Below are 20,578 nucleotides of genomic sequence, written 5' to 3' on the forward strand. Positions count from 1 at the left end.
CGGTCTTCTCCCTCCGCCATTCTTACTTGATTTTTCGGATCTAAAAAGTCGAAGTGCTGAAGCATCCGCCTTATCCATGGGTCCCTGTGAATCAGAGGTTCATGAAAACTCTTGGGGGCTCCGCGATGCTCCGCCCCCGCCAGAGTGAGCATCCCCAATTAGGAGGAGGCTGACCTGTGAGCAACCGGGGAAATGCTGAACAGGTAATGCAGAGGCATCGCAACCGGGGCGCCATGGCGGCGGGGCGAAGCTCCTGGAGCGTCAGAAAAAAGGGAGAAGATTATTCCAGTGACCGCGGGAAGTCGAGGTCAAACCGCAGACCGCCCGGGTACACAAAGTAATACCGCCAGCCGCAGGCCGGTGAATACACCCAGATCATGATCCGGTCTTTCACCTTCCCTGCCATACCGCGGAGGTAATCCACCTTCCCGGTGAAGAGCTCGCGAAGCTTTGCAGCGCTCGGCACCGGCAGCCGTGATCTCAGGGCAAGAATGAGCAGCGAGCCGCTCTTCTTCATCCCGATGATATTGATCGGGATCTTGGGCTCGCTCAGCCGCACCGGTAGGTACCCGTACGTTAGGAGCAGATCCATTGCTTCATACACAATAGGGTTGTTCCGCGTCCGGCTCGGTTGTACATCCTCTGATGTCACGTCAACCGGGGGATGGACGATAACGTCAGTCTCTGTTCTTTTCCGTACTATCCCTGCGGGTTTCCGGCGTTGTACCGGCACCGTGTTCCTCTGTCCCGAAGTCATTCTACTCACCGGGGAGGGTTTTGTCTTTCCTTTCCGGGAGACACTGCGGGGCCTCCCGGCGATCTTCTGTGTTGTAATTATGGAAATCACGTCCTTTGTCTCACTACATAATCCCACAATACCTGGAGAAGCACAACACGGACACCAGTCAATGCCACATCCAAACACCATGACGCAGATAGAAGAGATCCATCCCGTCATCCCGGCTATTGTCAGTGTGCAGACTTCGTGCGGTACTTGTGATTATTCTCTGGTTTCATAAAAATACTATAAATAATACTATGATGATGGCGGTTAGATAGGGAGTTGTGTCCGACGATGGAGCGGTCATTGTGAGAATCTGATGGTGAGGACTTGGAGATTGGAGGAATGCACTGCGGGAATTGGGAATTGTAGATACCAAGGAAATTCTCATAATCTCTTACAGGAGATAGAAAATCATCAGAAAATCACAGGAATATAATTCAACATCTTTAACGCGGTTGAGAACGACACTCAATTAATGGTAGCACCCGACACAATCCAGCCTCTTGTTGAACGGTACACCTTCCATCGCGATGCATATCTTCGCGGGCAGGAAAAATACAATGAAACCCAGCTCCGCCAAGATTTCACCGATCCGTTCTTCCATGCACTTGGCTGGGACGTGAACAACAACAAGGGACATTCGGAAGCGTATCGTGAGGTGCTGCACGAAGAGCCGGTCCGGATTCGCGGGGGCTATTTACGATTCTTCACACAAGACCTCGCTAAACTCCCCATCCGCACCATCAACTTTGCCGACCCGGCTGACAAAGCCCACCACGATCGCAGGGTTGCGCTCGTCATGCAGATGCTGGAGTTAAATAAAAAGTTGCAGGACACCTCACTCGATTACGACAAGGAGCTGCTCTCCCGGCAGGTTGAGGCTGCAGATGCTTCTATTGATAAATTAGTGTACGAGTTGTACGGGCTGACGCAAGAGGAGATTGGGATTGTGGAAGGCACAGGGAAATGAAAATCTACATGGATGTCTGTTGTTTATGCCGTCCCTTTGATGATCAGGCAATGGGGCGTATTCGTCTCGAAGTAACCGCCATCCAGGAGATCATCCGTTGCTGTGCCATAAAGGAATTCACGTTGGTTACCAGCGAGGCCATAACAGAAGAACTCTCACAAATCCCGGATATCCGGAAACGGCTTCGCGTGGAGAAGATCGTATCCGTGGCAAAGGAACAGGTACTCATTGACGATGCTATCATCTCCCGTATGAAGGAGCTCATCGCACTGGGCGGAGATGCAATGGACTCGCTCCATATTGCCTGTGCAGAACGGGCCGGTGCAATTCTTCTCACCACTGATGATGGTCTGGTAACATTTTTTAAGTTGCACCAGAACATACAGGTACATATAGAAAATCCGGTCACATGGTTAAAGGAGGAAAACAGATGAGCGCCAGAACATTACACCAGATCCAGCAGGAAGGACTTGACGTACTGGTTGAGAAGCTTGGTCCTGACGATGCGATCCGGTTCCTCCATATCTATGAGCCGGGTAGCGGTGACTGGACACAAGACCGGAAAAAAATCCTCAAAAACGATCCGGATAAAATTATCAAAAGCATCATGGCGCGAAGAAAAAAAGTCCCGGCTCCATGAACGCAACTCCTCTTTTTCCTGCGACAATTACCCTCCCTCTTCCCTGCCTTCGCCCCATCAACTTCTCCGATCCGGTTGACAAAGCCCGCCACGATCATTGATGTATCGTTTCTCCCACATGACAGGTAGGGATTCTCCCCTCTCAAAAAATAATAGGGAGGGGGGTCTCCCGCATACCCCCCCTCCCCCTCATCACCATCCCCAACCCCCTTCTCACCATCATCTCCCGACGTAAAACAACATCCAGGAAAGCTTCCGGCAACCCCCCACCCGGAGAAATTTCCGGTCGCAAGGGGGGGTATCAGCCATACCCCCCTGCCCCATGGTGGGGGGGTATGATCGGTTTGAAACGCAAAGGGGTGGGGGGGTCTCATGGATACCCCCCTCCTCAAAAACGGGATGTACGCAATATTGCACGCGTTTTTTGAGCGCAGCCCGGGGCAGAGTTATGGCGGAAGGGGGCGGTATTGTCACCTACTCAAATCCGATCAGGGGGGGTCTGATCCGGCCAAAGAGGGGGAGGGGTATCAACCATACCCCCCCTCCCCCATGGTGGGGGGGTATGATCGGTTTGAAACGCAAAAGGGGTGTGGGGTCTCATGCATACCCCCCTCCGGACAGGAAACCCGGTCGACATGTTTCCTGCCCGGCCCGGGGGATTCGCAGTACCGGGAACCGGGAATAATGAGAACAGGGTTGCCCAAAATGAGAAATACTTTTATCTAAATGAGAAACATATGTTACATTGAAGCCATATGAGAAAGAACACCTACTATGCACTGGTCGCCTGTGTCATTGTTGCCATGGTATTTGCCGTGGGACTCGCGATGACAACGGGCAACCCGTTGATCCCGGCAATCGTCATCATTGCCGGGATCGGTGTCGTCTACGTTGGGAAACAGAAGGTCAGCGACGTGATGCAAGACGACCTCTCAGACACCATCTATGGAAAAGCCGCATCAGGCGCCCTCCTCGTCACCATCGTCCTTGCCACCATCATCTTTGCCGGAACCATGACCTTCTACTTCAACTCCGGGTATGGCGGCGGTTTCCACACGTTCGCCAACGGATCGGTCAGCGTATCGTTCATTCACGATGCAGCGATACCGGGACAGGCAATCTACCACGACACCTACCTAATCGCCGACCCCGCCAATCCTACCGGGACGGATTACTGGGGACTCGACCAGCTCTTCAAAAACGGGCACCAGGCCCTGGAGTTCCCGTGTATATTCGGTATCGGCATGGGCTTCACGGTCGTCCTTCTCGCCGGCCTCTATGCGGCATTTTCTTATTATTACACCAGGAAATATGAGGTATAGGCCTGATGAAGAACAAGATCAAGGTGTACCGGGCAATGCGGAACATGACGCAGGAGGAGCTGGCCCTTCAGCTCCGCGTCACCCGCAGGACGATCAACTCCATCGAGGGGGGGAAGTACAACCCGTCCATCGAGGTTGCCTTCCGGATGGCAAAACTGTTCGCTGTCCCCGTCGAGGAACTGTTCAGCCTCGATGAGGACGAATAACTCTTCTTCCTTTGTTGCCTGACCCTGACCGCCACGGCCGGGGGAACTGAAGATCCCCGTCAGGAGGTGGTGGGATATACGGCAGGCCCGGGTCCCATGGAAGGGATCTTCGGGACCGGCGAGAGGGTGGCTGCCCAGTTCCCGGGATTATTCCGGGAGAGGACACTCAGGTAATAGGTGCCGTTCTCCGGGATGGTGACAATGACAAACGTGTGGGGCGAGAGTTCGCCAAAACCCGGCTGGACAACCGTGTTGTTGGCATCCATGAGTGATGACCCGTTTACGTACTGGAGGAAGTAATAGGGCGAAGCTATGCCGGTCTCGTTCCGCGAAAAGATATATTCACCGCGTTCCAGGTAGAAGACGGGAGTCACCTGCGTTCCCGTGCCCGAGAGATTCACCGGGGCCTTCAGGGGATTGGTGGCGACCAGCGGAGCAACCTCAGCGGTCCACGGGCCGCTGCCGGATATGTTCAGATGGTAGGTATCTTTCGCGGGGGTCTGGTAGGCTACCGATCCTGCATAGGGGCCGCTGGTTGCGAACCGGGTTCCTGCCCCGTATCCCAGCGACTGGTTGGAGAAATACAGTTCCATCGTCTGCGCACCATCAGCCCGGAACGACACGACAATGACCCCCGGATCAAGGGAGAGCGTGGCATTCGGCTTCTCTGAGGAGAGGGTGATCGCCGGTGTCGGGCCAGGGGAGGTCGGTACTGCCGCAGGGGCCGGTGCCTGGGTGCATCCGCAGGCAGCAAGGCAGAGCAGGATAAGGATGAGCAGGATAACGGGAGACTTCATACACGTTTACACGCCCTGATGAAATATCTGTCTTTCCAAATAATTTTCAGATACGGGGGAGCGTGGGATACTGCCCATAGAGTATCCCTGCATCAGAGGCTTCTGACCCCCACGTCCCGCATCACACAATGCATAAATCGCCGGTTCATAACTATACTGCATGGAGATCCGAACAATCAAAAAAGCCCTGCTTCTCTCCCTTATGGTCGCCGGCATCTTTTCTGGGATCGCCGCCCCGGCCCTTGCCCTGGAAGCATCGCATCCCTTCACGGCCGGGGACCTGGTGACCTTCCAGCGGGTCGGTGCACCATCCCCGTCACCGGAGGGATCCTGGATCGTCTTTCCCCTCCGCAGCACCGACCTGGCGGAGAACAGGGGGCAGACAAACCTCTGGATTATCAGGCCCGACGGAACGGGACTTCGCCAGCTGACATTCCCGCCGGGCAATGACTTCGAACCCTGCTGGTCGCCGGACGGTTCCACGGTCTATTATCTCTCGACCCGGTCAGGCAGTTCGCAGGTCTGGAAAATCTCCCGGGAGGGAGGCGATGCCGGGCAGGTCACGGATCTCCCACTGGACCTGTCAGCACTGAAGATCTCCCCTGACGGGAAGAGCCTTGCATTCACGATGGAGGTATTTCCCGGGACCGGTTACAATGCGACAGCAACGCAGCTGAAATCGATCGAATCGCAGAATGCATCAGGAAGAGTGTATGACACGCTCCCGGTCCGGCACTGGGACACGTATGAAGACGGGCGGCGGAACCATATCTTCGTCATGCCCCTGTCGACCGGCAGACCGGTTGATGTCATGCAGGCCATGGATGCCGACAGTCCCTCGGTGCCCTTCGGCGGATCGGAAGAGTATGCGTTCACGCCGGATAACGCCGGGATCGTCTTCTCTGCCGCCGATACCGGGCGGGTGGAGATGTGGAGTACCGAACACAGTCTCTATTATGCCCCGGTCTCCGGTACGGGCCCCGTGGTCAATCTCACACCGTCAAACAGGGCATGGATAACGCAGCCGGTCTTCTCGCCGGATGGCAGCAGTCTTGCGTATCTTGCCATGACCCGTCCGGGCTACGAGTCCGACCGGTACCGCATCATGATCCGGTCATGGCCTGATGGAACTGCCCGCGAAGTTGCAGCATCCTGGGACCACTCACCCTCATCCATCATCTGGTCGGAGGACGGAAAATTCCTCTATGTGACCGCCATGGACCAGGGGAACAGCGCACTGTTTGCGATCGATCCCGTAACCGGTGATGTCAGGACACTGGTCGGCAAAGGCTCTGTCTCTTCGGTCAGTACCGTTGGGAACCGTCTCGTGTACGGGTATGCCAACATGACCGCCCCGGCCGATCTCTTTACGATCGATCCCGATGGAACCCACGCCGTGCAGATTACGCAGGTCAACAGCGAGCGGCTGGCAACGGTGAGGATGGGGGAGTATGAGCAGTTCTCCTTTGTGGGATGGAACAATGAGACCGTGTACGGGTACGTGGTGAAACCCGTGGATTTTGACCCGGCAAAGAAATACCCGGTTGCGTTCCTGATCCATGGCGGCCCCCAGGGGTCATTCCCGGACGACTTCAGTTACCGCTGGAACCCCCAGGTCTATGCGGGACGCGGATATGCGGTGGTGATGATCGATTTCCACGGGTCGGTCGGGTACGGGCAGGCGTTCACCGATTCGATACGGGATGACTATGGTGGAAAACCCTTAGAGGATCTCCAGAAGGGCCTGAATGCAACGCTTGAGACGAATACCTGGATGGACAAAACAAAAGTCTCTGCACTCGGGGCTTCATATGGCGGGTACATGATCAACTGGATCGAAGGGGCCTGGCCCGACCGGTTCGTCTGCCTCGTCTCCCATGACGGCATGTTCGATACCCGGCAATCCTACTATGATACCGATGAACTCTGGTTCGAAGAATGGGATAATAATGGTACCCCGTGGGTGAACCCGGAGGCATATGCCCGGTACAACCCGGCCGATCATGTGGCAGCCTGGAAGACACCCATGCTGGTGATCCAGGGAGGGAAGGATTACCGGGTACCGGAGACCCAAGGGTTTGCAGCGTTTACGGCACTCCAGCGGAGAAACATCCAAAGCAGGCTTCTCTACTTCCCCGAAGAGAACCACTGGGTCTTAAAACCCCAGAACAGTATCCTGTGGCATCACACGGTCCTTGACTGGCTGGACCAGTGGTCCGGGAATACTGTCGCGTCAGGTAATGGAACGTCCGTAACGGTCGGGGCCGTTCCGGCACAGGCCGGTTTTCCGGAGATGCTCCCGACAGTCACAGGGAGCCGGTTTCCGGTTCTAGTCTGATCGTACAGTGACATGATACGAGGTTATTCACAAATCAAAAGGAGAGAGAGAATGCACCCGGCTGTGGCTCACGCCGTTATGCAGAAACAGGCAGTTCCGGGAGATCCGTCCGCAGTATCCCGGAATTAGACGCATCCGCAACAGGTATCTCCAGTCAGTTAAACGTCATCTCACGTTCATTTTTCAAGGATCCTGTACAGACCATGATACGAATAACAGAAATTTTGCTTTTCAATGATAGCCTTATCAGGCCACAACCGAATTCATGCACTATGTCTGCAAACGACAAAGCAAACGGTAAGTATGCAAAGACTCTGGGAGCCAAAGCAACTGCCAGTAACAATCCAACCTGGAAAACCCCATCTCACGTTACCGGCAAATCTCCCCGGATTAAAAAGTAATCTCTTTTCGTGGTCTCCGGGCTAATCCCCGGTAACGTATTTTTCCAGGGGCAGATACGGTTGATCCCGGTTGCTGATCTCCCGGGAACGGATAACAAAAAGGATCAGGTATTCGGGATCGCTGAATGCAGGCGTTACTGCACTCCCTCGAACATCACGCGCCAGAACGGATCTTCATACGGGATAGCCAGCGGCCTTACCGAACCATCGCGCCGCTTCAATACCCGTACCGCGGTTTCGTTCACGACCGTGCCGATGACCGAGGCCGGTATGCCTTCCTGCCCAAGGGCAGCAAGTATCGCATCACGGGATTCTTTGCGGGAGGTGATGAGAAGCGATCCCTCGGCAATCGCCTCAACAGGATCAAGGGAAAATGCCTCGCAGACTGCCCGGACTTCCTCCGGGTAGATGAAAAGCGACTCGTCGATCACCATACCGACCCCGCTGGCATTGGCAATCTCAAAGAGCCCGCCGATCACGCCCCCTTCGGTTGCATCGTGCATGGCGGTAACGCCCCCGGCCTTCATCGCCGTCAGGGCATCCTTCACCACCGACATCTGCGGACCCAGTGCCTGCGCCCGGCGCACAAGCTCCAAAGGAAGCGTCTTTAACAAGTCCGCCTCCCGGAACGTGGACAGGATCGCCGCGGTCTCGATGGCCGGCCCTTTTGTCAGGATAACATCATTGCCCGGCCGTGCCCCGGCTGGGGTCACATACTCCCCTTGTTGCGCAATGGCAAAGACCGTGATTCCGCCGATCGTGGGAGCGACAAATCCCGGGTAATAGCCGGTATGCCCGCCAACGATGGCAATCCCGAGTTCCTGCGCAGCACGGTGGATGGAGTCTACGATGGTCCGGAGATCCTGATCGCTCGTTCCGGGCGGGAGGAGCAGCGAGTAGGTCATATACTGCGGCGGTACCCCCATCACGGCTACATCGCTCGCCCCGATGTGCACCGTATACCAGCCGAACGCTTCAAGGGACTGCTGCGGGGCCGTGAAGATCGGGTCCTCGGCAACGATGAGGACGTTCCCGTTCCCGATATCGATCACCCCGGCATCGATGCCGGTCATGGGAGGGACCAGCACCGATGCGTTCTTGGCTCCCAGTCGCTGCAGGATAAACTCCGAGAAGGTCGCAAGATCGACCTTTCCAATCTTTGGACGTGACGGCTGCATCGTATCGTTGTCCTGTATCGGCTATTATGGGGATTTCCCGGAACCTGCTGGATAGTTCCGTGCGATCTCGCACAGTTCGAGGGATATATCGATAGGACTGCTTCCCAGGATCACGCTCACCGACTCTTTCCCGACCGCCCCGGTCTCGTAGGCGATCTTCGGGACGCGTCCTCCGGCAGCCCGGACCACTTCCGCTACCTTCCAGGGCATGGAAGCTCCCTCAGCCTCGCGGAGCTCTTCAGGTTCGTTGCTGCGATCGATGGCAGAGAAGATCCAGCCCTTCTCCTGACAGTACTGTTCGAGCCAGCGGGACAGGGCAGGGGTATTCGCAAAATCGATCCCTGCACGGATCGAGGGGTCGAACTTCCGTATCTCAAGGATGAAACGCGCCATGTGGCTCGACGCCCCGAACCGGGGCCGTCCTGCGGCACGCGGCATGCCCCCGAGGATCGTGATCCGGCCCTCGATTGCCAGAACGTCGTCCTTTGTCCGGGCATCCGGGAGTGCAAAGACCATGTTCGTCCGTACTTCCGGGATCAACCGGGAGAATTCCCGGCAGGATTCCAGGTTCTCAAGCGCAATCATCATCTGTCCATACGCATCGATCAAAGCTGGGCGCTGGTAGGTCATGGATCAATCCGGATGAACTGTTATGCCGCTCACCATATCACCCTTCTGAAACCGGTAAGCCCTGCCCAATTCCCGTGATGTATATACGATCATCTCCTCAGGCAGGCGCAATGTTTGTCAACGGATAGGATGTCGGTAATAACCCGGATCGCAAAAGAATCTGACATCCGCGAACATTTGCGAGGACACCGTTTCTCGTGCATCCATGACCAATTCTGCCGCAAAATACACGTTCTTTCACCATTCAGGGCCATTTTTACGGATTTCCCGACCTGTAAATACCATACCGCCCGATAAAGGTAGAGAGGATTTTGAAGAACCCCGGAATCTCCGATGATACGTCCATCATATCAGCATGATACTACAAGGGAGAATTCTTTGGGAGTGATCCAGAATCGTCTGTCGTGCATCAATCATTGGCACGACACAGAACAGACCACAACATGGAGTTGACAAAACATGGCAAAAGCATACTTAAAGATCGATATCGAGACCGGAAAAGAGACTGACGTAAAGACTGCACTGAAGAAAGTTACCGGCGTAAAAAGTGCAGAATTTGTCACCGGAACCCACGATCTCATCGCATCCGTTGAAGGGAAGAATTACGAAGAGATCGTCACCAAGACGCTGAGCGAAGTCCGGAAGGTCAAGGGAATCAGGAAGACGGTAACAGACTTTGTCTTTGAATGGGCCTGATCATCCACCTTTTTTCAATTGACCAAAAACGCCCTGATCTCTTCTGGAACAGGACAGGGCAGTCTCAAACACGAGGTCATCCGTGGTTTTTTCAATACGGATGATATCTGAAAGCACACGTCACCACGTTCAATCCCGTACTGCCGGATGATGCGGGATCTGCCATGGCAGAATCCATTCCAGAAGACACGATGGGGTCCTGCTGAAGGATTTTTCCGGGATTACCGCCGGCCACGCAGAAACTATATGCATAGACAACAGTGAATTACTAACACAATTCACGATTGTGAACTCCCCCGGAGTACCGATGAACGGCCCCGGGCAGATACAATAGCGGAGAACGTACCCTTGTCAAAACTTGTATGCCTTGTCTCGGGCGGCATCGACTCGCCGGTTGCTGCGTACATGATGATCCGCCGGGGTGTGGAGATCGTGGCAGTCCACATGGACAACCGCCCGTTCACCGACGACAAGAACCTGGACAAGGCCCTGCTCCTGGTCCGCCACCTGCAGGAAGTGACCAACAGTCCAATCAAGACTTACGTGGTCCCCCACGGACCCAACCATGTCACCTTTGCACGGAACTGCAACCGTCACCTGCACTGCCTCTTCTGCCGGCGGATGATGTTCCGGGTGGCAGAACGGATCGCGGAGCGGGAAGGGGCCGTCGGCATCCTGACCGGGGAGTCGATGGGGCAGGTGGCAAGCCAGACAGTCCAGAACTTAACCGTCGTCACCCAGGTCACGAAGCTGCCGCTCATCCGCCCCCTCATCGGCATGGACAAGCAGGAGATCATCGAGATCGCAAGAAAGATCGGTACATACGAGATCTCCATCCTCCCGGGCCTCTGCTGCACGATCGTCCCGAAACAGCCCTCGACCGCCGCAAAACTTGCTGACGTAATTGGGGAGGAGGAGAAAGTCGATATTGACGCTCTCGTGGAAAAGTCGCTGGAGGGGATGTATGTACTCGCTCCTGAAACCCTGTAAGACCACGGCCGCGATCGAGGCGATCCCCCGTGAACGTCTCGCCCTCAACCTCGACCTCTGCGAGGAGATCTTAAAGAAGAACTGTACGATCGTTGCCAATGCCGGCGTCATGCTGATCGTGAACGACCGGTGCGAAGTCTCGATCCACAGGGACGGGCGCCTCATCCTCAAGACCGATGCTGCCGGACTTGCAGAAGAGCAGGCCAGCCGTATTGCCGGCTGGCTTGCGGGATCGGCGGCAGTACGGAAACAGACGGGGTCCGGCAACGCAGGACAGCACTGCCGGAAATAAGTGAGACAAAACCTCAGGCCGTGGCCTGATACCGGAGAGATCGTTCCTGTTTCTGCCGGCCTATAACCCGATATACCGGGCATAGAGCGAGCGGGCGGTTACCTCGTCCTTCGTGCCCTTGATGATCGCCCGCCCGTCACGGAAGATCGAGAACTCCTCGGTTCCCGACCTGAAGGTGAGCATGTACGGCGTGAGCCGGACCTCGCCGAGACGGGAGAGCCGGGCTTCCAGCTCCGCAAGGGAGATCTCCATCTGCGTTGCCGGGGTGATCTGGATGGCATCCCTCCCGCAGAGGGAGGTTATCATCTCACGCGCTACCGCATCCAGGTAATCATACTTACCGTCATGGCAGCACGGGCAGCCGGCCCTCCGGGGAATCGTCATCCGGTCGAACGTCTGCCGCCATGCATCAACATGAACAAGATACGAAGTCTCCTCGCCAACATCAGGCTGGCCGGTCAGGATCCGGTATGCGAGCGTGCATTCAAGGGACGCGATGAGGGACGGGATCGTGTTCAGGACACCCGCGATATCACAGGTCTGGAGCACGCCCGGCCCGGGCAGCGACGGGACCAGGCACCGGAAGCAGGGAGTCTTTCCCGGAAGGATCGGCATCACCATCCCCCCGGTCCCGACCGCCCCGGCATAGACCCAGGGAATCCCGCGTTTCACGCAGACATCGTTGATCAGGAACCGGGTCTGGAGATTGTCGGTCCCGTCCAGCACCACGTCAGCACCGGTAAGAAGGCTCTCCGCGTTCGAGACATTGAAGTCCTTTGTGTGGGTCTCGATGGCAACGGACGTGTTGATCTTCTGAAGAATTTCTGCCGCAGCCACGGCCTTCGGGCGGTTCAGGTCCTCCTCGCTGTACAGGATCTGCCGCTGGAGGTTGTGGAGTTCAATTAGATCGCGGTCGATCAGCACAACCTGTCCCACCCCGGCCCTGACAAGATTGTTCGCCACGCAGCTGCCCAGGGCCCCAAGGCCTACAATGACAGCACGGCTCTCGCTCAACCTGCGCTGCCCATCCCTCCCGATCTCCGGGAGAAGACTCTGGCGGCAGTACCGGTCCTGCACCGGATTCATAGAGCGGTCTCCCGATCACGGGTAATTCCTGCCGGGGAGAACAAAAGGGGGATCATCGTTACCTCAGGCGTTCAGAAATTCGCTGCAATAATCCTGATCGTATCCACGAGCAGATCGGCATCTTCGATTGTATTATAGCAGTGCAGGCTCGCCCGGACCGTCCCGTCCGGGAGGTTCAGGTGCTCCATGAGGGGCATGCAGCAATGATGCCCCGACCGTACCATGATATCCGCCTCACCGTCAAGCATGACGGCAACGTCGTGAGGGTTGAGACCCCGGATGGCAAACGATACCACCCCGATCCGGTTCCCTCCCGGCCCGGGCCCGAAGACCTGCACGTTTTCAATGCCGGAAAGGCCGTCGATGATCCGCGTTGTGACCTGCTCCTCATGCTGCCGGATCTTCTCCATGCCGAGCGTTTCCAGGTACTCCACGGCCCGGGCAAGGCCGATTGCCCCCGAGATATTCGGCGTCCCTGCCTCGTATCGCTCGTACCCCGTGGTCAGCGTGTATCCCGCGGCCGTGACCTTCTCCACGCCCCCGCCCCCCACGAACAGGGGTTCAAGGCATGGCTCTTTCATGTACAGGACTCCTGTGCCGGTGGGACCGAGCATCTTGTGCCCCGAGAAGCAGAGGAAGTCACAGCCCATCCGCTCCACGTCGACCGGGATGTGGGGGACCGACTGCGACCCGTCCACAAGGAGGAGTGCCCCGTAATCATGGCAGATCTTCCCAAACTCGGCTACGGGCACGACATTGCCCAGCACATTGGATGCCTGGGAGATGGCAACGAGCCGGGTCTTCTTCGTGATGATCTCCGCAAGGGCGGCGGGGTCCAGCGTGCCATCCTGTCCCGGGGTGAGGAGCCGGAGATCGATTCCCTGCCGGTCGCGGATGCGCATCCAGGGGAGGAGGTTGGAATGGTGCTCAAGGAGGGTGGCGATCACCTGGTCGCCGGCCTGCCACGGGAACCCAAACGCCACCGCATTGATAGCCTCGGTGGAGTTCCGGGTAAAGACCACTTCTCCCTCCCGCACATTGATGAAATTCCTGACCGCCTGGTGGGCGTCCCGGTATTTCCGGGATGCCTGCTGGGCGATCCGGTGGACTCCGCGGCCGGCATTTGCACGGGAGGTACGCTCGTAGTCGAGCATTGCTTCAAGGACCGGCTCCGGGGAGAGGCTGGTTGCCGCGCTGTCCAGGTAACAGACCTCTGACAGGAGCGCGAAATCCTTCCGGATATCAGCGGGGATCATGGAACCTCCGGACAAGACAGACTATCACGGACAGCGGGCTCTGCATGAACGGCGCAGCGGTTACCGGATCGTGTTCTGGTGCAGGCATTCGGGCAATCCTTCGGTTGAATGTTTGTGTATCCCTGACGGATCGCAGAGACCCGGTCGCAGGGAAACAGGTTATACAGTATAGGAATTCACAATTGTTAATGTTTTGCCGGACTGGCTGGGAACCCAGATGGTTCACGCCACGTACCACGATTCATCCCCCGAGCACTTTCTGTTGTATCATCAGCAGTGCAATCACGATGAGCAGAATGCCAAACCCTTTCCTGATATGACCGGCCTGGATTCGCGGGGCAATGGTTGCCCCCGCATAAGCGCCGATTGCCGCCCCTGCGCCGTATATAACGAGAAATGGCAGGGAGATATTTCCCAGGACAGCATGCGTTGCAGCACCGGTGATTGATGTGGGGATGATCGTAAGGAGCGAAGTCGCAACAGCAACATGCACCGGGATGCCGATGACAACGAGCGCCGGGACGAAGAACGCCCCGCCGCTTGTCCCGGTAATTCCGCTGACAAGGCCGCCCATCGCCCCCCATACCAGAAGATGCAGGCAGGGGATCCGGATGGGTTCACCCTTGCCATCGCCGGAACGATTCACCTCGCACGATGGCCCCCACGGGATCACCGGGACCAGGTTCAGTGAGGGAACAAGCATCTGGAGGGACATGAGGATGAGCACGAGCGCGAAAAGGATGACAAGGATCTTCGCATCGAAATACACGGTGATGAGAGATCCGAGCAGGGAAAAGAGCATGGCAGGCAGGACCAGGAACGCAGCAAGCGTGATAAGGGTCTTCTTCTGCCGCCAGTATACGAGCGTGGCGGTGCATGCTGATAAGATCATCACCGCAAGGCTGGTCCCCACCGCCATCTTCGGATCAAAACCGAATATCAGCATGAGCGTCGGGACATAGAGAAAACCGCCCCCCATCCCGATGATGGAGGCGATCAGGCCGATCCCTGCTGCAATAAAGAACGCGATGATAGTTTCAGGCATGAGGCGTGGTTCCACGGGGTAAGATCCATACCGGTGTCATCCGGGGGTAATCACCGGGAGGCACTGATCGATCCGATAACGGAAGGGGAAGCTGCATTGTCCCTTTGCCGGATCATGATTGACGTTGCCCGCTGGCGGTATTTATGGAGTAATTTCCCGGCAAGGATTTCCTGAATCGTACAGTTTAAATAGCGGGTTTCCGCTGGACGCGGGGCGTACCGACGGTCAAATGTTGCACGGCGAAGATTTATTTCAGGGCATGCTGCCGAAGAGAAAAGTATTGGGCCGGGGGCGTGTGCAATCCCCGGCGATCAAGCGGTGAATATTCTTGATTTTGCATGGTGCGTTATTGTATTTTGAGGCGATAAGTCCCGGCAGCCTGTCCGAGGATGCTGGCGTGTGGTTGCCATATACTGCCGGAACATGCGTGAGGACGTGAAATCAGGATGTGAGTTTCACGGACACATACCATGGACAGCCATCATTCCGCGGGTTTCGCGGATTGCTGTCACAGGCGGGTCTTTTTCTGTCGGCACCGGGCGGCGACAATACTGCCCGGCGCCACGGATACCGCTGGACCGTTCCGCGGGCCATCCACGATGGAGGCCACGATAGGCACGGGGGGAAGTGCCGGTTGCATCGGCTTTTGCCCGGGTTCCAGCGATAATCGCATGGTAGGTGTTCATGTCTGCTTTTCCTGTTCACCTTTGTGAACACACAGTATGGGGCTGGAAGGGTAATATACCCTGATTTCCTGCCCATTTTTGCCGCTAATTCCGGGGTTCCGGCGGATATAAGGAAGATATCGGGGGAAATCCAGCAGGGCCTGCCATGGACACAAGACTAAAATATATATCAGGGCCCAACAAATTAACAATTGTGAAGTCGCAAATACCCCCGTACATCACGGGGTATTTCACGACTGCGGAGCATTCCCATGACAAACATCCATGACAATATTACCACAACGATTGGCGGCACCCCGCTCGTGCGGCTGAACCGCATTACCGGGAAATCCGGCGCAACTGTGCTGGCCAAGGTGGAGTCGTTCAACCCGGGCAGCAGCGTCAAGGACCGGATCGCGGTCTCCATGATCGAGGCTGCGGAAGCGGCAGGATATATCAAAAAGGATACTATCATCTTAGAGCCCACCTCCGGGAACACCGGCATCGGGCTCGCGATGGTTGCCGCGGCCAAAGGCTACAAGATCGCTCTCGTGATGCCGGAGACCATGAGCATCGAACGGCGCAAGATCCTCAAGGCATACGGAGCCGATCTCATCCTCACCCCGGGAAAAGAGGGCATGAAAGGAACGATCGCAAAAGCTGATGCACTCCTCAAGGAGAATCCGAACTACTATTACATCCCCCAGCAGTTCAGGAATCCCGCCAACCCGGCCATCCACCGGAAGACCACGGCCGAGGAGATCTGGAAGGATACCGACGGAAAGGTCGACGCGATCGTGGCCGGCGTCGGGACTGGAGGTACCATCACGGGTATCGCCGAGGTAATAAAACCCCGCCGGGCCGGTTTCAAGGTTATTGCCGTTGAACCCGATGCATCCCCGGTCCTCTCCGGGGGGCAGCCGGGACCGCACAAGATCCAGGGTCTTGCCCCGGGATTTATCCCGGAGGTTCTTAAAACAGATATTCTCGATGAAGTCATCCGGGTGACCTACGAGGATGCTGTTGCAACCGCACGCCGCATGGCAAAAGAGGAAGGAATCCTCATCGGCATCTCGGGCGGGGCAGCAACCTGGGCAGCACTCCAGGTAGCAGCACGCAGGGAATTTGCCGGTAAAACCATTGTCGTCATCCTGCCCGATACCGGCGAACGGTACCTGAGCACGGACCTCTTCGAATGACCCCGGGGCCCGACCATGGTGTTTGACCGCTTAAGGGAAGATATCCAGGCGATCACTGCACGGGACCCGGCCGCCCGTTCCTGGTGGGAGGTCCTCTTCTGCTATCCCGGGATCCATGCGCTCTGGTTCCACCGGAGGGCACACTGGCTCTGGACACACAATTGGTATTTCTCTGCCCGGTTCCTCTCGCATATCAACCGTTTCCTGACCGGCGTCGAGATCCATCCCGGAGCAAGGCTGGGACGGCGCGTCGTAATCGATCACGGCATGGGCATAGTCATCGGAGAGACCGCGATCGTGGGTAACGATGTACTTCTCTACATGGGCGCGGTGCTCGGGGCTTCGGTCCTCGAAAAGAAGAAACGCCACCCGACCGTGGAAGACGATGTGATCGTCGGGGCGGGGGCGATCGTGCTCGGCAACATCCTGATCGGGAAGGGAGCCAAGATCGGGGCCGGATCCGTGGTGGTCCGTTCCGTTCCCCCGGGTGCGACCGTTGTCGGCGTTCCCGGGAAGATTGCCGGACCAGAGGATGTCAATGGCGAAGAATTAGCCAACAATGTCATGCCCGACCCGGTGGTCCGGGTGATCAGCCGACTCCTCGACCGACAGAACCAGCTCGAAGAACAGGTCAGGAACCTCGAGCAGTCCCGTGCTGGCCCGTTCGCTGCGGTTCTCCGCCAGGAGTTCACCATCGAGAACCGGATCCGCGAGGCCTTGAAGGAGGTGATCGATCCCGAAGTGGGCATCGATATCGTGGACCTCGGGCTCATCAAGGAGATCCGGGTGAAGGGCACGAGTGCAGAGATCGACATGGTCCTCACCTGCAAAGCCTGCCCCCTCTCCGCTCACTTGTCGGAGCAGGTCCAGCGCAGGACACTCGGGGTGGCGGGGATCGAACAGGTGACGGTGAACGTGCTCGATGAACCGTTCAACTGGGACCGGTTCGTGAAGCAGCGGGGAAGTCTCAAAGGCTTCTGATCTTTTTTATTTTTAACAATAAGTTCACTTTTGTTGCACAATTACCTGGTTACACTATCCCGATACCGTCAAGGTAATGGTGCTGGCCGGTATGGATTGCATCAATGAGCGAGGTCTCGAAGATCTCGCCTTCGCCCACCAGCCGCTTTGTATACCCCAGTTCGTGGAGGACACGGGCGAACTTCATAGTCGAGGCACGGTATTCCGGGGGCAGGGCTGCGCAGTATTTCGGCGAGATCCGGTACGTGTCCAGAACGAAAGCCGGATCCACCATACCGGTTGTCCCGGCTACGATACCAGCGGCTCTCCGGGGATCCTGCCGGATCAGCTCGCAGGCAGTCTCGTGGGCAGCGAGAAAACGGGTGAGGACATCTTCTCTCTCCAGCATCTCCCGCATGACCACGATCCCGTAACTAGGATTGAAGGGCCAGAGCCGGTCCGGCGGCACGACCAGCCGCCCGTTGCCATACCGGGCGGCAGTGACCGCGAGCGCCGGCGTCCCGACGGCTGCGGCAATCTCTCCCTGCTGCAGCGCATCGGAGAGGAAGTCCGCCCACGGGTAATTCTCCACCGTAACATCATGAATGCCATGTTCACGCAACAACTCATTCACGATCACATCATGAATGGATCCTTTTGGCGGCGTCCCGATTGCTCTGCCGGAGAACTGTCGGAGGAACTCCTGCATGTCCCGGCATTCTGCCAGAGTACGGGTTCCGGGACCTGCGATCATCACCGTCCCTTCCACATGTCCTCCCGCGATACAGGCAAGCTTGAGGCCTCGGTCGATCCCGATGATAACCGGCGGAAGGCCGATGTAGCCGAGATCGAGCGTCCCCTCATGCATGGCATTGATGATATCCGGCCCCGAAGCAAAGAGCCGCCACGTTGCGTTCAGTCCTGTGTCTTCGAGGATGGAAGTGCCCCGCAGCAGGAACGCGGTATGGTACAGCGTTGAGAGATGGCCAATCTGTATCGTGTTCACTTCGCAAGACATGACTCACCCTATCTTCCGCGCAACCGTGCCGATCGCTTCATCGATCACCGCGAGATCCGGACGGAGCATCGCCACGGGGATGTCGACAATCTTCTCGACAATGGAAGCAAGGATCGGCGCGCAGATGATACCGGCCGCCCCATCCTTCTCCGCCCGCGCCGCGGCAATGATGCACTCCTCAAGTGAGTTTGCGGAATAACCCCGGATGGCAAACGTCCTGCCACCGTTCTCCACCTCGCGCCGTTCCATGGTGTCGAGGAGGAACCGGGCGGCAATGATGGCAATGAAACTATTCTTTGGCGGTTCAAGGAGCGCCACAATCTTCTTGATCGTGGAGAGCCGGGGATCCCGCTCACCAACCGTGATCTTGTAGAGCGTTGAAGACGGGATGCCAGTGAGTTCAGAGAGTTCCTTCACGCTCATGCCTTTTTTTGCCAGTTCCTCGTTCAGGGCCGTGGTGAAATCGGTCTCAAAGACCCGCTTTGACAACATATTATCCTTTATGTCTCATTTTAAAGATTTAAATTATTACTATAAGGTTAATTTTCTTGCTTATTTGGAAACGTATATCAACCAATTATTCCATGATCATGCGATGCACAGCGATCAGACGTACGAGATCACCATACTCCCCGGCACCAACCGCGACGGGGAGAAAGAGGGATTTGACCGGATCGTCATCCGCCCGGGCGACACACTTTCAATTGTCGGGCCCACCGGGTCAGGGAAATCCGCGTTTATCAACGATATCGAGGTGCTGGCACAGGACGACACCGTCACCGGCCGCACCATTCTTATGGACGATGCGGAGCCGCCGGAAGAGATGGTTCGCGATCCGGCAAAGAAGCCCATCGCTCTCCTCACCCAGAACACCCGGGTCATTGCCGACCTCACGGTGGCCCGTTTCCTCGCGCTCCACATACGCGCACGCGAGACAGAGGCACAACAGCTCGTCACCCGCACCGTGGACCTGGCGAACGAGTTCACCGGGGAAAAGATCCGTGAGACCATGCGGATGAGCGCACTCTCCGGGGGCCAGACCCGGTCGCTCCTGATCGCCGATGCGATCCTGATCGGCCGCACCCCCATCCTCCTGCTCGACGAGATCGAGAATGCGGGGATCAACAAGGAGCGTGTCATCACCTGCCTCCGCGAATACCAGAAAGCAGTGATCTTCGTCACCCACGACCCGTACCTTGCCCTGATCACAGACCGCCGCATCATCATGAGAAACGGGGCGGTATCAGCGGTGCTCGAACCGCAGGGAGACGAGCGGGAGATCCTCGCAACCGTCTCCGGTATGGACACGTTCCTCTGGGATCTCCGCGAGAAGATCCGTCGCGGAGACCTGATCAGCAAGTCCCGGGATTCACCAAAAAAGACAGGAGTCTATGCATGAAACTCGTTATCGTTGCCGGACCGCCGAGTGCCGGGAAGACCGCAGTCATCCGCCAGATCATCAGGAAGTTCAATAAAACAGACAAGACCGCATTCTTAAAGATCGATGTGGTCCGCGCCTTTGAAGATGAGGAACTCCACGAGGAGTTCGGTATCCCGACAAAGAAGGTCTACTCGGGCGACCTCTGCCCGGACCACATGGGGATCATGGTCCTGCGGGATGCAATCAAATGGGCCGAAGACCTGAAGGCCGGCATCCTGATCGTTGAGAGCGCGGGGCTCTGCCTCCGGTGCACGCCCTACACTACGCAGGCATACGGGATCGCCGTTCTTCCTGCCGTCTCCGGGAGCAACGCTCCCTTAAAGATGGCACCGCTCATCGCCCTTGCCGACTCAGCGGTCGTGACAAAGACCGCTCTCATCTCGCAGGCAGAGAAAGAGGTCTTCCGCGAGTGCATCCACAGCGTTGTCCCGGCCATCGACATCATCGAGACCAATGCGGTGCAGGGAACCGGCCTGCGCTACCTGATGCAGGCAATTGCAAAGCACCCGGCAATCTCTGACGCAGATACTATCACCCTCCGGGGCACGCCGCCTCTCGGGGTCTGCACGATCTGTATCGGCAAGAAAGAGATCGGGTGGCAGCACCACTTTGGCGTGATCCGGCCGCTGGAAGAGGCAGACAACATCTACCGGGGGGACTAGAT

At 57.0% G+C, this 20,578-nt stretch carries 23 protein-coding genes; 13 read left to right on the forward strand and 10 right to left on the reverse strand.

What is annotated here, in order from left to right; genetic code table 11:
- Nucleotides 1-280: 280 nt before the first annotated feature.
- Nucleotides 281-757: a hypothetical protein gene (locus LUQ43_RS09865; protein ID WP_299966939.1), complete on the reverse strand. Its 477-nt coding sequence runs from the start codon at nt 755-757 to the stop codon at nt 281-283.
- A gap of 502 nt (nt 758-1,259) precedes the next feature.
- On the opposite strand from LUQ43_RS09865, the gene LUQ43_RS09870 reads away from it, so the two are divergent.
- From LUQ43_RS09870 to LUQ43_RS09890, 5 genes are all read left to right on the forward strand, one after another.
- Complete coding sequence (locus LUQ43_RS09870) at nt 1,260-1,754, forward strand: hypothetical protein (protein WP_299966942.1); 495 nt, start codon at nt 1,260-1,262, stop codon at nt 1,752-1,754.
- 50 nt (nt 1,755-1,804) lie between these two features.
- Nucleotides 1,805-2,188 carry a PIN domain-containing protein gene (locus tag LUQ43_RS09875; protein WP_299966945.1) on the forward strand — a complete coding sequence of 128 codons (384 nt, stop codon included), beginning with the start codon at nt 1,805-1,807 and terminating at the stop codon, nt 2,186-2,188.
- A complete protein-coding gene (locus LUQ43_RS09880) occupies nt 2,185-2,394 on the forward strand; it encodes a hypothetical protein (protein WP_299966947.1) in 210 nt (69 codons plus the stop codon). The genes LUQ43_RS09875 and LUQ43_RS09880 overlap by 4 nt, the downstream gene beginning before the upstream one ends.
- A gap of 755 nt (nt 2,395-3,149) precedes the next feature.
- Entirely contained in the window at nt 3,150-3,716 is a 567-nt protein-coding gene (locus LUQ43_RS09885; RefSeq protein WP_299966949.1) for a DUF2178 domain-containing protein, read from the forward strand.
- A 5-nt stretch (nt 3,717-3,721) separates the two neighbouring features.
- Complete coding sequence (locus LUQ43_RS09890) at nt 3,722-3,922, forward strand: helix-turn-helix transcriptional regulator (RefSeq protein ID WP_299966951.1); 201 nt, start codon at nt 3,722-3,724, stop codon at nt 3,920-3,922.
- A gap of 59 nt (nt 3,923-3,981) precedes the next feature.
- Here LUQ43_RS09890 and LUQ43_RS09895 read toward each other — a convergent pair whose 3' ends face one another.
- Nucleotides 3,982-4,719, reverse strand: a complete 738-nt coding sequence (locus tag LUQ43_RS09895) for a hypothetical protein (RefSeq protein ID WP_299966954.1) — start codon at nt 4,717-4,719, stop codon at nt 3,982-3,984.
- Between the two features lie 160 nt (nt 4,720-4,879).
- On the opposite strand from LUQ43_RS09895, the gene LUQ43_RS09900 reads away from it, so the two are divergent.
- Nucleotides 4,880-7,057 (forward strand): S9 family peptidase, encoded by a 2,178-nt coding sequence (locus tag LUQ43_RS09900; protein ID WP_299966956.1) that lies wholly within the window; start codon nt 4,880-4,882, stop codon nt 7,055-7,057.
- 535 nt (nt 7,058-7,592) lie between these two features.
- Here LUQ43_RS09900 and LUQ43_RS09905 read toward each other — a convergent pair.
- The gene (locus LUQ43_RS09905; protein ID WP_299966958.1) at nt 7,593-8,636 is read right to left on the reverse strand and encodes an AIR synthase family protein; all 1,044 of its coding nucleotides are present in this window, start codon (nt 8,634-8,636) and stop codon (nt 7,593-7,595) included.
- 24 nt (nt 8,637-8,660) lie between these two features.
- The gene (locus LUQ43_RS09910; RefSeq protein ID WP_299966960.1) at nt 8,661-9,266 is read right to left on the reverse strand and encodes a thiamine-phosphate synthase family protein; all 606 of its coding nucleotides are present in this window, start codon (nt 9,264-9,266) and stop codon (nt 8,661-8,663) included.
- A gap of 459 nt (nt 9,267-9,725) precedes the next feature.
- On the opposite strand from LUQ43_RS09910, the gene LUQ43_RS09915 reads away from it, so the two are divergent.
- The 3 genes from LUQ43_RS09915 to LUQ43_RS09925 all read left to right on the forward strand — a co-directional run bounded on the left by LUQ43_RS09915 (nt 9,726) and on the right by LUQ43_RS09925 (nt 11,244).
- Entirely contained in the window at nt 9,726-9,962 is a 237-nt protein-coding gene (locus LUQ43_RS09915) for an Lrp/AsnC ligand binding domain-containing protein (RefSeq protein WP_299966963.1), read from the forward strand.
- 348 nt (nt 9,963-10,310) lie between these two features.
- Nucleotides 10,311-10,952, forward strand: coding sequence for a hypothetical protein (locus LUQ43_RS09920; protein ID WP_299966966.1), 642 nt, complete (start codon nt 10,311-10,313; stop codon nt 10,950-10,952).
- Nucleotides 10,927-11,244, forward strand: a complete 318-nt coding sequence (locus tag LUQ43_RS09925; RefSeq protein ID WP_299966969.1) for a hypothetical protein — start codon at nt 10,927-10,929, stop codon at nt 11,242-11,244. Before LUQ43_RS09920 ends, LUQ43_RS09925 begins: the two co-directional genes overlap by 26 nt.
- A 60-nt stretch (nt 11,245-11,304) precedes the next feature.
- On the opposite strand, the gene LUQ43_RS09930 is transcribed toward LUQ43_RS09925, so the two are convergent.
- The 4 genes from LUQ43_RS09930 to LUQ43_RS09945 all read right to left on the reverse strand — a co-directional run bounded on the left by LUQ43_RS09930 (nt 11,305) and on the right by LUQ43_RS09945 (nt 15,317).
- On the reverse strand, nt 11,305-12,330 hold the full coding sequence (locus LUQ43_RS09930; RefSeq protein WP_299966972.1) for a ThiF family adenylyltransferase: 1,026 nt from the start codon (nt 12,328-12,330) through the stop codon (nt 11,305-11,307).
- A 71-nt stretch (nt 12,331-12,401) separates the two neighbouring features.
- On the reverse strand, nt 12,402-13,586 hold the full coding sequence (locus LUQ43_RS09935; protein ID WP_299966975.1) for a cysteine desulfurase: 1,185 nt from the start codon (nt 13,584-13,586) through the stop codon (nt 12,402-12,404).
- Nucleotides 13,587-13,827: 241 nt separating this feature from the next.
- A complete protein-coding gene (locus tag LUQ43_RS09940) occupies nt 13,828-14,631 on the reverse strand; it encodes a sulfite exporter TauE/SafE family protein (protein WP_299966980.1) in 804 nt (267 codons plus the stop codon).
- Nucleotides 14,632-15,086: 455 nt separating this feature from the next.
- A complete protein-coding gene (locus tag LUQ43_RS09945) occupies nt 15,087-15,317 on the reverse strand; it encodes a hypothetical protein (RefSeq protein ID WP_299966983.1) in 231 nt (76 codons plus the stop codon).
- Between the two features lie 251 nt (nt 15,318-15,568).
- Here LUQ43_RS09945 and cysK point away from each other — a divergent pair, with 251 nt between their 5' ends.
- Nucleotides 15,569-16,495: a cysteine synthase A gene (gene cysK, locus LUQ43_RS09950; RefSeq protein WP_299966985.1), complete on the forward strand. Its 927-nt coding sequence runs from the start codon at nt 15,569-15,571 to the stop codon at nt 16,493-16,495.
- A gap of 15 nt (nt 16,496-16,510) precedes the next feature.
- Nucleotides 16,511-17,476, forward strand: coding sequence for a serine O-acetyltransferase (gene cysE, locus LUQ43_RS09955; RefSeq protein WP_299966987.1), 966 nt, complete (start codon nt 16,511-16,513; stop codon nt 17,474-17,476).
- A gap of 49 nt (nt 17,477-17,525) precedes the next feature.
- Here cysE and LUQ43_RS09960 read toward each other — a convergent pair whose 3' ends face one another.
- Together LUQ43_RS09960 and LUQ43_RS09965 are read right to left on the reverse strand one after the other, a co-directional pair.
- On the reverse strand, nt 17,526-18,473 hold the full coding sequence (locus LUQ43_RS09960) for an ABC transporter substrate-binding protein (protein ID WP_299966990.1): 948 nt from the start codon (nt 18,471-18,473) through the stop codon (nt 17,526-17,528).
- Nucleotides 18,474-18,476: 3 nt separating this feature from the next.
- Nucleotides 18,477-18,965, reverse strand: a complete 489-nt coding sequence (locus LUQ43_RS09965; RefSeq protein WP_299966993.1) for a helix-turn-helix domain-containing protein — start codon at nt 18,963-18,965, stop codon at nt 18,477-18,479.
- A 103-nt stretch (nt 18,966-19,068) separates the two neighbouring features.
- Between LUQ43_RS09965 and LUQ43_RS09970 the strand changes: the two genes are divergently transcribed.
- Nucleotides 19,069-19,872 carry an ATP-binding cassette domain-containing protein gene (locus LUQ43_RS09970; protein ID WP_299966995.1) on the forward strand — a complete coding sequence of 268 codons (804 nt, stop codon included), beginning with the start codon at nt 19,069-19,071 and terminating at the stop codon, nt 19,870-19,872.
- The gene (locus LUQ43_RS09975; protein ID WP_299966998.1) at nt 19,869-20,576 is read left to right on the forward strand and encodes a GTP-binding protein; all 708 of its coding nucleotides are present in this window, start codon (nt 19,869-19,871) and stop codon (nt 20,574-20,576) included. The genes LUQ43_RS09970 and LUQ43_RS09975 overlap by 4 nt, the downstream gene beginning before the upstream one ends.
- Nucleotides 20,577-20,578: the final 2 nt, after the last annotated feature.

Source organism: Methanoregula sp. (assembly GCF_028679125.1).
Classification (GTDB): domain Archaea; phylum Halobacteriota; class Methanomicrobia; order Methanomicrobiales; family Methanospirillaceae; genus Methanoregula.